Source organism: Streptomyces sp. PA03-6a, from assembly GCF_033792765.1.
Taxonomy (GTDB): Bacteria; Actinomycetota; Actinomycetes; order Streptomycetales; family Streptomycetaceae; genus Actinacidiphila.
This window is the reverse complement of the sequence record NZ_JARAVK010000014.1, coordinates 59742-72905: the sequence shown is the minus strand read 5'-3', so window position 1 is coordinate 72905 and position 13164 is coordinate 59742. Positions and strand designations below refer to the sequence as shown.

The 13164-nt window shown below is 73.3% G+C and carries 9 protein-coding genes and 1 pseudogene; 7 read left to right on the top strand and 3 right to left on the bottom strand.

Annotation, left to right across the window (positions count from 1 at the left end; translation table 11 throughout):
• Positions 1-142: 142 nt before the first annotated feature.
• From PV350_RS05990 to PV350_RS05980, 3 genes are all read right to left on the bottom strand, one after another.
• Entirely contained in the window at positions 143-583 is a 441-nt protein-coding gene (locus tag PV350_RS05990) for a hypothetical protein (RefSeq protein WP_499508975.1), read from the bottom strand.
• A gap of 61 nt (positions 584-644) precedes the next feature.
• Complete coding sequence (locus PV350_RS05985) at positions 645-3044, bottom strand: glycoside hydrolase family 65 protein (protein WP_500333075.1); 2400 nt, start codon at positions 3042-3044, stop codon at positions 645-647.
• Positions 3045-3197: 153 nt separating this feature from the next.
• Positions 3198-4076, bottom strand: a complete 879-nt coding sequence (locus tag PV350_RS05980; protein WP_499508977.1) for a universal stress protein — start codon at positions 4074-4076, stop codon at positions 3198-3200.
• A 223-nt stretch (positions 4077-4299) separates the two neighbouring features.
• On the opposite strand from PV350_RS05980, the gene PV350_RS05975 reads away from it, so the two are divergent.
• From PV350_RS05975 to PV350_RS05945, 7 genes and pseudogenes are all read left to right on the top strand, one after another.
• Positions 4300-4977, top strand: coding sequence for a CBS domain-containing protein (locus PV350_RS05975; RefSeq protein WP_500333074.1), 678 nt, complete (start codon positions 4300-4302; stop codon positions 4975-4977).
• A gap of 223 nt (positions 4978-5200) precedes the next feature.
• Positions 5201-7900 (top strand): bifunctional acetate--CoA ligase family protein/GNAT family N-acetyltransferase, encoded by a 2700-nt coding sequence (locus PV350_RS05970; protein ID WP_500333073.1) that lies wholly within the window; start codon positions 5201-5203, stop codon positions 7898-7900.
• Between the two features lie 27 nt (positions 7901-7927).
• Positions 7928-8647 (top strand): annotated as a pseudogene (locus PV350_RS05965) (CBS domain-containing protein).
• A gap of 10 nt (positions 8648-8657) precedes the next feature.
• Positions 8658-8927 (top strand): SHOCT domain-containing protein, encoded by a 270-nt coding sequence (locus tag PV350_RS05960; RefSeq protein WP_499508981.1) that lies wholly within the window; start codon positions 8658-8660, stop codon positions 8925-8927.
• A 79-nt stretch (positions 8928-9006) separates the two neighbouring features.
• Positions 9007-11835 (top strand): cation-translocating P-type ATPase, encoded by a 2829-nt coding sequence (locus PV350_RS05955; protein ID WP_500333072.1) that lies wholly within the window; start codon positions 9007-9009, stop codon positions 11833-11835.
• On the top strand, positions 11832-12491 hold the full coding sequence (locus PV350_RS05950; protein WP_499508983.1) for an NAD-binding protein: 660 nt from the start codon (positions 11832-11834) through the stop codon (positions 12489-12491). Before PV350_RS05955 ends, PV350_RS05950 begins: the two co-directional genes overlap by 4 nt.
• The gene (locus PV350_RS05945; protein WP_499508984.1) at positions 12488-13144 is read left to right on the top strand and encodes a potassium channel family protein; all 657 of its coding nucleotides are present in this window, start codon (positions 12488-12490) and stop codon (positions 13142-13144) included. The genes PV350_RS05950 and PV350_RS05945 overlap by 4 nt, the downstream gene beginning before the upstream one ends.
• Positions 13145-13164: the final 20 nt, after the last annotated feature.

The window sequence follows — 13164 nt, the reverse complement described above, 5'->3', positions numbered from 1 at the left end:
GGTGAGGGAGGGTGCTCATACGGGTTTCTCCTGCGGCCGTCGCCGTGGCGCGGCCGTTGCTCGTACGGATCCGGGGGCGCGTGCAGCCGTGCCCGCCGCGCGGTGCGCGGTGCGCGGTGCGGCGGGCGGGGCTGGGGCCCTGTCAGGTCCGCGATACGCAGAGCAGGCTCAGTGTTCCGGGGCCGGAACGGGCGGGTGCGCAGGGCCGTCCGGCGCCTGCGGCCCCGGCCTTCGGGGGGTGGATGGCCGGCGCCGGTACGGCAGGCGCCGACCCGATGCCGGAAACCGTGGGGGTGTCGGCCAGTCGGGGGCGGGGATCGGGGAGCCGGTCGAGTGCGACTCCGCACAGGGCGTGGTGGTCGGCGGGCGGTCCGTCGCCGCGGGCGACGTCCTGGTCCGGGCGTGTCGCGGCGTCCTGTGGCTGGCACGGGGCCGCCGCGGCGGGACCGGCGGTGAGGGTGTCGCCACCGGTGCGGTCCGGCCCGTGCGCGCAGGCCACCAGGTGGATGCTCGTGAACACGAGCACGCCCAGCAGCAGGAGCACTCCGCGGAAGGAGATGCGCCGCCCCGCTCGCCACGTCATGTCACGGATCGTAGTCGATCAGTTGCCTTGTGCGGTGAAAGGCCCGCGTCGCGGACCCATTTCATCGGGCCGGCAGGTCGAGCAGCCGGAAGCGACCGGGCGGGACGGACCAGGTCCGGCCGCCGAGGCGGACCCGGAGCGGTGCCCCCGCGGAGGCGGGGACGGCGACGCTGACGCGGCCTCCGTCGACGTGGATCCGCACGCCCCAGTGACCGCGGTAGCGGACCGTGAAGGCGAAGCGCGACAGTTGCGGCAGCGGCGCCGGATCGAGCCACAGGGCGTCCTCACGGGCTTCCAGACCGGTCAGGCCACGCTGGACGAGGTCGAGGGTGCCGGCCATGGCACCCAGGTGGATGCCTTCCTCGGTGGTGCCGCCCTGGACGTCGGTGACGTCCCCGAGCAGTGCCTCCTGCGCGCAGGACCATGCGTCGGCCCGGTGGGCCCGGGTCAGCACCCAGGCGTGCACGACTCCGCTGAGGGTGGATCCGTGGCTGGTGCGCCGCAGGTAGTGGTCGACGGTGGACCGCCATGTGCCGTCGTCCAGCCGGTACCCCAGGCGCCCGAACAGGCGGTGCAGTTCGGTGGGTGGGAACAGGTAGCCCAGCATGAGTACGTCGGCCTGCTTGGACGCCTGGTAGCGGTTGACGGAGTCCCCCTCTGCCTCCAGGATCCGGTCCAGCCGGCGGATGTCCCCGTACCGGGCCCGGTAACCCGCCCAGTCCAGCTCCTCCAGCCCGTCGTAGCCCGCGAACTGGCTGATCACGCCGGCGTGCCAGGGGACGTACAGCTTGCGCGAGACGTCCTCCCAGCGCTCCGTCTCCTCCGGGCCGAGCCCCGTCCGCTCGCGGAGTTCGTCGCGGCGCGGCGCGGGGAGAGTCCGCCACAGCTCCAGGGTCCGCTCCAGTACCCAGGCGGCGGTGACGTTGGTGTAGGTGTTGTCGTCGACTCCGGGCGTCGCGGAGCCGGGGTAGGCGTCGTGGTACTCGTCGGGTCCGACGACGCCGCGGATGCGGTAGCGGCCGCCGGTGTCGTAGTCGGGGTCCCAGGTGGCGCGGCAGGCCCAGAAGCGGGCGATCTGCAACAGCATCTCGGCGCCCTTGGTGTACAGGAACTCCGTGTCGCCGGTGGCCTGGCCGTACCGCCAGATGTTGTACGCCACGGCGGAGCCGACGTGGTGCTGGAGCCGGGTGTGGTCCGGTAGCCAGCGTCCCGAGCGCGGGTTGAGGTGGAGGGTCTGGGTCTCCTCGCGTCCGTCGCTGCCGCTCTGCCACGGGTACATCGCCCCCGTGCACCCCACCTGTTCCGCCGCCCGGCACGCCTCCTCCAGACGGCGGTGGCGGTACTCCAGCAGCGCCCGGGACACCTCGGGGAAGTGCAGGTCGAGGTAGGGCAGGACGAACAGTTCGTCCCAGAAGACGTGTCCGCGGTAGGCCTCTCCGTGCAGTCCCCTGGCGGGCACGCCCACGTCCAGCCCGGCGGTGTGCGGGGAGAGGGTCTGGAGGACGTGGAAGGCGTGCAGCCGCAGGATCCGTCCGGCTTCGCCGGGCACGTCCAGGCCGGCGCGGCGCCACAGCCGCGCCCAGGCGGCGGTGTGCGTGGCGAGGAGGCCGGCGAAGTCCGGGGCCCGTTCGACGCGGTCGAGGGCGGCGTGCAGCGGGTCGCTGATCGCCGGGTCCCGGGAGGTGTGCAGGGCGACGGTCTTCTCGACGACCGCCGGCCGGTCCGGCGCGACCGGGACGGTCAGCCGGTGGACCACGGTGCGCTCCCCCGGCTCCAGTGTCCGTACGGCCGTCGGAGACGTCGTGGCGCGTGTCCGCGCGGCGAGCGCGATGCGGATGTCGGAGGCGGTGGTACGGCACCGCAGCCAAACCGTGTCCGGTTCGGAGGTTCCGGTGTGCATCCGGGTGAGGTGACGGCCGTTCAGGTCCTGGTAGCGGACAACACCTGCGTTGCCGACGTCGCCGTCGAGCGCGGACTCGACCTCCAAGTCGGCGGACCAGTCGCCCTCCGCGCGGAAGACGGTGCGCAGTGCGGCGAGGTGCGGGTCGTGCATGTGCACCAGCCGGGTCTGCTCGACGGCGAGGACCCGCCCGCGCGGGTCACGCAGCCGGAACGTCCGCGTCAGGGTGCCGCGTCGGAGGTCGAGGTCCTGCCGGTGCTCCAGCAGTGAGCCGTCGTCGGGGGCGAACCACGCCCCGCCGTCGCCGATCCTGAACCGCAGGGGCAGCCAGTTGGGCAGGTTGACCAGGTCCTCGTTCTGCACCTTCCGCCCGGCGACGGTGGAGTGGAGCCTGTTGTAGCACCCGGCGACGTAGGTGCCGGGGTAGTGGTGGGGGTCGGCCACGGTCTCCGGGGCGGCGCCGCGGGTGGCGAAGTAGCCGTTGCCCAGGGTGCACAGTGCCTCGCGCAGGCGCTCCTGGGCGGGGTCGTAACCCTCGTACGACCAGGTCCACTCCCCCATCGTCACCCCTCTCCAGGGAATCCGGCGGCCGGGCCGGGCCCGCCGCGCGGCCCCTCCTGCGCCTCGGGGTCGTGCGACAGGCCTTCCTCTCCAGTCTCCCTTCGACCCAGCTGCCCCGCCCCGGGAGCGGGGCAGGGCCGGCTCAACCGCGGATCACGCGGGCTGGGGGACGAGGGCGACCGGGCACGGGGCGTGGTGGATCACCGCATGGTTGACGGGCCCGAGCTGGAGCCCGAAGGGGCTGTTGCGTCGACGGGCGCCGACGACCAGCAGGTCGGCGTCGTCCAGCGTCGAGAGCAGGACCTTGCGGGCATGGCCCTCCTGCACGTCCCGGTGGTAGCGCACGCCGGGGCGGGCGGTCGCCGCGGCCCGCAGGGCCTGGTCAAGGTGTTCCTCTGCACGACGTTGGTGGGTCTTGGCCGCCTCGTCCTCGTAGCCGTACTCGGCGCTCCCGCCCGGCGGCATCCGCCAAGCGTGAACGGCCCGCACACCGCATCCGCGCAGTTGGGCCTCGTGGAAGGCGAACTCCACGGCGGCGGCGGAGTTCTCGTCCGGCCCTACACCGAGCACGATCCAGCCCTGGCCGGAGCCGGTGTCCCGTTCCTCTCGGTCGCCCCTCACCACGATCACCGGGCATTCCGCACGGCCTGCCAGGGTCAGACCGACGGAGCCCAGCAGCAGGCCCGCCATGTCACCGCGGCCACGGTGGCCCACCACCACGGCGGTGGCGCGGGTCGCTTCGCGCAGCAACGCGTACGTGGAGTCCTCGGCGAGGACCTCGGCCGACACCTCGAGGCCGGGGCGGCGCAGGCCGGCCCGCTCCCGTGCGGAACTCGCGATGTGCTGGGCCAGAATCTGCGCTTCGGGAGGTACCCGGCTGAAGGAAGGGGCCCGTCCCTCGTACCGCTCCCACAGGGAGGCGTGCACGATCCGCAGCGGCAGCCCGCGTACCTCGGCCTCGTCCGCGGCCCAGTCGACCGCCTTCAGGGCGGCATCCGAGCCGTCGGTGCCCACGACCAGGGGAAGCGTCATGGCTTCCACCGCCTCTCGATGGTGGTTCCCGTACTGACGACCCTGCCGGTCGGTGCCCCATGCGCACATGGGCCAGTCGGCCCGTCCCAGGAGACCCTCGGCCGTACCGGTGGCCCCACCGGCCCATGCGGGGCACGGTGGAAACGACCGACAGTGGACCTGACGAGGCGGGGCCCGTCCACGGCGGACCCGGCCTGAGACGACAGTGCAGGGAGGCGGGGAGATGTACCACCGCAACGTCGGCGATCTGATGACCAGGGCAGTCGTATCGGCGCGGCCGGATACGCCGTTCAAGGAGATCGCGAAGCTGCTGGCGGAACACGACGTCACGGCCGTTCCCGTCGTGGACGAAGGGAACCGGCCGGTGGGCGTGGTGTCCGAGGCGGACCTGCTGCACAAGGAGGCGGGGCAGCCGGATCCGACCGGCCTGCTGCCGGCCCGGCATCCGCGGCCGGGCGAGCGTTCCGGCCTCGCCGCCACGACCGCGGAGGGGCTGATGAGCAGCCCGCCCGTCGTCGCGCGGCCCGAGTGGTCCGTGGTCGAGGCGGCCCGGGTGATGGAGCGTCGAGGGGTGAAGCGGCTGCCGGTGGTGGACGAGACGGGCCGACTGGTGGGGGTGGTCAGCCGCGCCGACCTGCTCCGGGTCTTCCTGCGCAGGGACCGCGCCATCCGTGAGGAGATAGCCGGTGACCTGCTGGTGAAGACGCTCGGGCTCGCCCCCAACGCCGTCACGGTCCAGGTGGTCGACGGAAAGGTCACCCTCGAGGGCGTGGTGGATCGCCGCAGCCTCGTGCCGGTGGTCACCGAACTGTGCCGCGGCGTCGACGGCGTCGTCGACGTCGAGGCCCGGCTGGGCTACAAGGCGGACGACACCGTCCGGCCCGCCCCGGCGCACCGCTGACCCTGCGGGAGCAGGCAGTGGACGGTGCCGTGTCCTCGCCCTCCACGAGCTCTCGTCTGGCGCCGGGCCGCGCGTTCCGGACGGGGCACCGCCTGACCCTCGTCCGCCCCGGCCGGCGCCGGATGAGGGGCCTTTCGGCCCCCGTCGGAGCCCCGGCCGACCCCTGGGAGCACCTCGGTCCCCGCCCGATGGTGGGGGGGGAGCCGAGGAGAGGGGAACAGCGATGACGGACACCGCGTTGCGCCGGCCGCATCCGGCCCACGCGCTGCTGGCGGACGGCAGGACCGTGGAGATCCGCGCCGCGGGGCCGGACGATCACGACCGGGTCGAGCACCTGTACGCACGGATGTCGCCGGAGAACGTGCGGTTGCGCTTCTTCTGCGTGGGCCGGCGTTCGGGACAGCTCGCCGCCGACCGTCTCCACGAACCCGCCCGGCCTGGTCGGCTGACCTTGCTCGCGCTGCTCGGCGACCGGCTGGTGGGCCTCGCCGAGTACGTCACCGGACAGGACTCCCAGGCGGCCGACGTCGCTCTGGCCGTGGCCGACGACGTCCACCACACCGGCGTCGGAACCCTGCTGCTGGAGCACCTGGTGCACGCGGCCCGCTCCGACGGCATCAAGGTCTTCGACGCCGACGCCCTCGCGGACAACCACGCCGTACTCAAGGTCTTCGCAGATCTGGGGCTGCGGACCGCCCGCCACTTCGACGGCCCCGAAGTGCACTGCACCATCCGTCTCGATGCCGACGAGCGGTACCTGGCGGCCTGTGACGAACGAGGCCGTGGCGCCGATACCGCAAGCATGCGGCCGCTCCTGCGCCCGCGCTCGGCGGTGGTCGTCGGGGCCGGCACCAAGCCGTCGTCGGTGGGGCGGGCGGTCCTGCGCAACCTGCTGCGCGGCGGCTTCACCGGTCCTCTGTACGCGGTCAACCCTCACGCCGGCACCATCGCGGACGTTCCCGCGTACCCGTCCGTGGCCGACCTGCCGCAGGTTCCCGAGCTGGCCGTGCTCGCCGTCCCGGCCGCGGCGGTGCCGGAGGTCGCGCGCCAGTGTGGTGCCGTCGGGGTGCGCGCGCTGGTCGTCGTCACCTCCGGGCTGGACTCGGGCCAGGCCGTGGCGCTGCTCGGTGCCTGCCGCCACTACGGGATGCGCCTGGTCGGCCCGAACTGCCTCGGCATCGCGAACACCGAGGAGGGCGTATGGCTGGAGGCCACCTTCGCCGCGCACCGGCCGCTGCCCGGTACCGCCGGTGTCGCCGTCCAGTCGGGTGGGGTGGGCATCGCGCTGCTCGGCGGCCTGGCCCGGCTGGGCATCGGGGTCTCGGAGTTCGTCTCGCTCGGCGACAAGTACGACGTCAGCGGCAACGACCTGCTGCAGTGGTGGGAGGGCGACGGCCGCACCGACATGGCGCTGCTGCACCTGGAGTCCTTCGGCAACCCGCGCGCCTTCTCCCGCACCGCCCGCCGGGTGGCACGCGTCATGCCCGTGCTGACCGTCGACGCGGGCCGTTCCGTGGCCGGGCGGCGTGCCGCGGCCTCGCACACGGCTGCCGCCGCGACGCCGACGATGACCCGGCAGGCGCTGTTCACCCAGGCGGGGATCATCGCGACGCGCACGATCGGCGAACTCCTCGAGACCGCCGCGCTGCTGCACTCGCAGCCACTCCCCGACGGCACCCGTGTCGCCGTGGTGTCCAACGCGGGTGGCGCCGGGGTACTGGCGGCGGACGCCTGCCAGGAGGCCGGGCTCTCGGTGCCCGTCCTGCCGGACGCCCTGACCCGGGAACTGCTCGGTCTGCTGCCCTTGGGTGCGAGCGCCGCCAATCCGGTGGACACGACCGCCGCGGTGGGCGAGAGCGAACTGCGCGCCTGCGTGGACCGGCTCGCCGGCCACCCGTCCGTGGACGCCGTACTGCTCGTCCTGGTCCCCACCGCCCTGGCGGCGGCGACCGGTGACGACCCGGTGCGGGCCCTCACGCACGGCCTTGGCGACGGCCGGGCCGCAACCGTGGCCGCGGTCCTGCTCGACCAGCCCGAGGGCGTACGACTGCTGCACACCGCAGGCGGTGGGGCGGTGCCCGCCTACAGTGATCCGCGGGCTGCGGCGCAGGCACTGGCCCACGCGGCGGCGCGGGCCCGCGGGCTGGCCCGGCCGCCGGGCACCGTCCCCGCCCTGACGGGCACCGACGCGGCCACCGCGAGGGCCTTGGTCGAGGGGTTCCTCGCCGCACACCCCGACGGAGGCTGGCTCGCCCCGTACGCCTGCGCCGAGTTGCTCGACCACTACGGCATCCCGCACGTGGCGCAGGCATGGGCGCGGGACGAGCAGGCGGCCGTGGACGCAGCGACGCGGCTCGCCGGGCCGGGCGGGCGGGTGGCGCTCAAGGCCCACTGGCCGGGCCTGGTGCACAAGAGCGAGCACGGGGCGGTCTTGCTCGACCTCCAGGGCGAGGAGCAGGTCCGCGCCGGGTACCGCGAGCTGGCCGGACGTTTCGGCGAGGTGCTGACGGGCGTACTGGTGCAGCCGATGGCGGGCCGGGGCACCGAACTGTTCGCAGGTCTCGTCCAGGACGAGGTGTTCGGGCCGCTGGTCCTGTTCGGCCTGGGCGGCACCGCCACCGAGGTGCTGGCCGACCACGCGGCGCGGCTGGCCCCGCTCACCGACCTCGACGTCCACGACCTGATCACCGCGCCGCGGTGTGCCCCGCTGCTGTTCGGTCACCGCGGCAGCACGACGGTCGACCTGGAGGGGCTCGAGCAACTGCTGCTGCGGCTGTCGGCGATGGCGTCCGACCTGCCGCAGCTCGCCGAGGCCGACCTCAATCCCGTGGTCGCCCGCCCGGGCGGCGTGGAGGCCCTCGACGTCCGCATCCGCGTGCTCCCGCGGCACGCCCATGACCCGTACCTGCGCCGGCTTCGGTGAGCCTGCCGCGGCCAGGAGGAGACGACGATGAAGCACCGCAAGACCGGTCACCTGATGACGGCGAACGTCGTCAGTGTCCGTGAGGGCACTCCGTTCAAGGACGTCGTCGCGTTGCTCGCACGGCACCGGATCAGCGGCCTGCCCGTGGTCGACGACGACGACAAGGTGCTCGGAGTCGTCTCCGAGACCGACCTGATGCTGCGCCAGGCGGCCCGGCAGGAGGGCTAGCGGCGGCGCCTGCCGGCGCTGTCCCCCTCCGCCCGGAGGAATGCCGTCCGTGGCCGCGCACGCACCGCCGGGCAGCTGATGTCCACTCCGGCGATCACCGTACGCGCGGGGGAATCCATCTCCGTCGCCGCACGCACCATGGCCGAACACCGCGTCAACCGGCTGCCGGTGGTCGACGAGGAGGACCGTCTCGTCGGCATCGTCACCCGTGGCGACCTGCTCCAGGTCTTCCTCCGCCCGGACCCCGACATCCGCGCGGAGGTCGTCGACGAGGTCGTCGTCCGGGCGCTGTGGCTCGCGCCGCGCGCGATCGGGGTGAGCGTCCACCACGGGGTGGTCACCCTCGAAGGCCGCCTGGAGCGCCGCACTGAGGTCGCGCTGGCAGAGGCCTTGACCCGCCGGGTCGACGGCGTGGTCGCCGTGGTCAACCGGCTCACGTACCGGCTCGACGACACGCATCAGCGGCCCGTGGAACCCACGGTCCACGGCGTCGCCGACGACCGGCTGAGCAGTCTGTGAGGAGGACACGATGTTCGTCTACGGCCACATGAACGGCTGGGGCTGGGCCCTGATGTCACTCGGATGGCTCGTGCTGCTGGTGCTCGTCGGCCTGGCCGTGACGGTACTGGTGCGCCGCACCCACGATACCGGTCCGGCCCGGTCCGCCGAGCGGCAGCGCCCGAGCCCGCGGGAGCTGCTGGCCGAGCGGTACGCCCGCGGCGAGATCGACGACAAGGAGTACCGGCAGAGGCTCGAGGTACTGGAACAGGCGACCGGTCACCGGCAGGGTTCGAGGTGATCGGACACGGTGCACTCGTCGCGGGCCGCGACGGGCCGCCTCCCGCCGGTCCCGGCGGTCTTCCCGGGGGCGGGCCCGGATGAAATCCGCCCCCGCCGTCCCCCGGCGGCTTCCGCTTGCCCCGGGCGCCCACGACGTCGACCCGGCGGACGTGCCCTGCCTGCCCCCGGAGCAGGTGTTCCCGGCACTGGGCAGCTCGCCGCGCGGTCTCACCCCCGCCGAGGCCGCAGCGCGCCTGGCACGTCACGGCTCCAACGAGTTGCCCGCAGCAGCCGGGCGGGGTCTGTGGCCGCGGCTGCTGTCCCAGTTCACCGATCTGTTCGCAGTGGTGCTGCTGGTCGCCTCCGCCATCACGTTCCTCGCGTACGGACTGCAGGAGCCCCGCGACGAAGGGACCCTCCAGCTCGCCTTCGCCATCGCCGCGGTGGTGCTGCTCAACGCCGTGATCGGCTTCGCCCAGGAGTACTCGGCCGAACGCACCGCCGAGTCACTTCAGGCAATGGTGCCGCACACGTGCACCGTGCTGCGCGACGGGGAGCGGGCGCCGCTGCCCGTACGGGAACTCGTGCCGGGTGATCTGCTGGTCCTGGAGGCGGGCGATGCGGTGCCCGCCGACTGCCGGCTCGTCGAGGCACGGGCGGTCGAGCTGAACAACGCCGCACTCACCGGGGAGAGCGAGCCCGTGCGGCGGACCGCGGAGGCGGTACCGGCCGGCCCGCTGCTGCAGGCGCGTGACTGCCTGTTCATGGGAACCGACGTGGTGGCCGGCTCGGGCAAGGCCGTTGTCTTCGCGACCGGCGCGGCGACCGAGTTCGGCCGGATCTTCCGGTTGACGGCACGGGCGCCCCGTCAGCGGACCCCGTTGCAGGCCCAGGTCGCGGCGATGGCCCGGCGGGTCGCGCTGGCGGCCCTGGTCATCGGAGCCCTGCTGTTCGCGATCCGGATCCCGTCGGGGCAGCCGGTGGTGGCCTCGTTCGTCTTCGCACTCGGCGTCATGGTCGCCCTGGTCCCGGAGGGACTCCCGGCGACGTTGTCGGTGTCGCTGGCCATCGGCGTGCGGCGGATGGCCCGGCGCAACGCGCTGGTGAAGAAGCTGCTGGCGGTGGAGGCGCTCGGGTCGACGACGGTGATCTGCACCGACAAGACCGGCACCCTCACCCAGGCCGAGATGACCGTGACCCGGCTGTGGGCACGCGGGGCCTGGCACGAGGTGTCCGGCGTCGGATACGAGCCCGTCGGCACGGTCACCGATCCCGGACCGGTACGGGAACTCCTGCGGGTGGCCGCCCTGTGCTGCGACGCACGCCTGTTGCCCCCGGGTGAGCGGGGCGGTACGCGCATCCTGGGCGACACCACGGAAGGCGCCCTGCTCGTGGCGGCCGCCAAGGCCGGAGTGGACACCGCCCGCGAGGAGCAGCGCACACCGCGGGTGACGGAGTTCCCCTTCGACTCCGACCGCAAAGTCATGAGCACGGTGAACGCGCTCCCGGACGGCGGCAGCCAGATCTGCGTGAAGGGTGCGGCGCAGGAACTGCTCGCGCGCTGCACGCATGCCGTCGGCGAGTCGGGGCCCGAGCCGCTGACCGCCCGGGCACGGGAAGCGATCACCGAGGCGAACGACGCGATGGCCGCGCAAGGACTGCGGGTACTGGGGGTGGCACAGCGGACGCTGCCGCCCGGGCAGCCGTCAGGATCACAGGAGGAAGCCGAGTCCCACCTGGTGTTCCTGGGGCTGGCCGGCATGCAGGATCCGCCGCGCCCGGAGGTCACCGACGCCGTCACGGCGTGCCGTCGGGCGGGGATCCGCGTCGTGATGGTCACCGGCGACCATCCGCTGACCGCCGAGGCGGTCGCGCGGCGGGTGGGGATCGTCCGCGGGGCGGCACCCTTGGTGGTGACGGGCGCGGACCTGGACTCCATGGACAGCGAGGCACTGCGCGAACTGCTGGGGCGCCCTGCCGAGCTGCTGCTGTGCCGGGTCAGCCCCGAGCACAAGATGCGGGCTGTCGCATCCCTGCAGGGGACCGGCCACGTGGTGGCGGTCACCGGGGACGGCGCCAACGACGCTCCCGCGCTCAAACACGCCGACATCGGGGTGGCCATGGGAGCCGGGGGCACCGACGTGGCCCGCGAGGCCGCCGAGATGGTGCTGCTGGACGACTCCTTCGCGTCGATCGCGGCGGCCGTCCGTCTGGGCCGCTCGGTCTACCGCAACATCCGCAAGTTCCTGGTCTACCTGTTCAGCCACAACGTCGCCGAGCTGGTCCCGATCCTCGTCGCGACCTTCGTGGGGTTCCCGCTCGTGCCGATCACCGCCGTGCAGATCCTCGCCATCGACCTGGGATCGGACGTGCTGCCCGCGCTCGCGCTCGGCGCCGAGCCCCCCGAGCCGGATGTGATGGACCGACCGCCGCGTTCCCGGCGCGAACCGCTGTTCTCCGCGGCAGTGGTCCGCCGCTTCCTGTTCCTCGGCAGCATCCAGGCGCTGGGGGTGTGCGCGGTGTTCTTCTGGCACGTCAACTCCGCGGGCGTCCCCTACGCGGACTTCACCGCCGGCAACCCGGTCTACCGGGAGGCGATCACCATGGTCCAGGCGGGCATCGTCGTCAGCCAGTTCTTCAACGCCCAGGCGGTGCGCACCGACCGCGAGAGCGTCTTCCGCATCGGCCTGTGGTCCAACCCCGCGCTCATCGCCGCGGGATTGCTGGGGGTCGCCACTATGGCGGCGATCTCCTATCTGCCCTTCCTGCAGGCCGTGTTCCACACCGCGCCGCTGGACGCCGCCGACTGGGCCGTGCTCGCCGCGTTCGGCGCACTGCCGCTGGCCGCCGAGGAACTGCGCAAGTGGTGGCTGCGGCGTTTCCGGCCACTGCCTGGCGCGGGGCGACGGGAAGGGGCGGGGGCATGAAGGTGATCATCGTGGGCTGCGGGCGGGTTGGTTCCGCGCTGGCCCTGCGCCTCACCGCCGAGGGCCACGACATCTGGGTGGTCGACCGTCGTCCGCAGGCCCGGAAAGCCCTTCGTGAGGGTTTCGCCGGGCACTTCCTCGAGGGCAACGGCTACAGCCGCGCGGTGCTGGACGCGGCGGGCGTCGGACACGCCGACGCGCTGCTGGCGGTGACCGGCCGGGACAACGGCAACATCGTCACCGCGCGAGTGGCGAGGCAGACGTACCGGGTGCCCGTCGTCCTTGCCAGGGTCGACGACCCGCGCAGGGCCGAGGTCCACCGGGGCCTGGGCATCCGCACCATCAGCAGCGTCAGCTGGACCGTCGACCGCCTGCACCGCCTTCTGCTGCACCGGCACCTCGCGCCGGAACTGGGGTTCGGCGACGGCGAGACACTGCTCGTCCGTTCCAGCCTGCCCGACTACCTCACCGGCCGCCCACTGTCGGTGTTCGAGGTCGACGGCGAGATCCGTGTCGCGGAGGTCACCCGCGGCGGGCACTCGCTCGTTCCCTCTCGCCACACGCTGGCCGAGCCCGGGGACGTGGTCACCTTCACCGTCGCCACCACGGCCCTCGGTCGCCTGCGCGGTTTCCTCGACAAGGAGCTCGGGACATGAGAGCGATCGTGGCGGGCGCCGGACGGCTCGGCGCCCAGATAGCCCAAGTGCTCGCCGCCGCACGGTACGACGTGACCGTCCTCGAACGGGACGAGGCACGCGCCGCCGAACTCGGCCCGCGACTCGCCGTCCGGATGCTGACCGGCGACGCGTGCGACCCGGACCTGCTCGAACACGCGGGCGCGCTCAACGCCGATCTGGTCATCGCCACCACCGGGGAGGACGAGGACAACCTCATCGTCAGCCTCCTGGCCAAACGCCACTTCGGCGTCCCGCGCGTGGCCGCCCGCGTCAACGACGAGGAGAACGCCTGGCTGTTCGACGGCACGTGGGGGGTGGACAGCGCGGTGCCCGCCGCCACGCCGCTGATCTCGCTGATCGAGGAGGCCACGGGAGCCACCGACACCGTGGCCCTGCTGCGGCTGAGCAAGGCAGGGGTCAACGTCATCGAGACCGCCATCAGCGCCGCGTCCCGGGCCGCCGGCCGCCCGCTGGCCGAGGTGGTCCTGCCGGAGGGCAGCGTGATCGCCACCGTGGTCCGCGAGGGCCGGCCCACCGTGCCGACGCCGCAGATGGTGCTGCGGCCCGGCGACGAACTGCTCGTGGTCTCCCACTCCGCGACCGAACAGGAGATTCACGCGGCCGTCCAGTGAGACGGGCGGCTCGTCGGCCG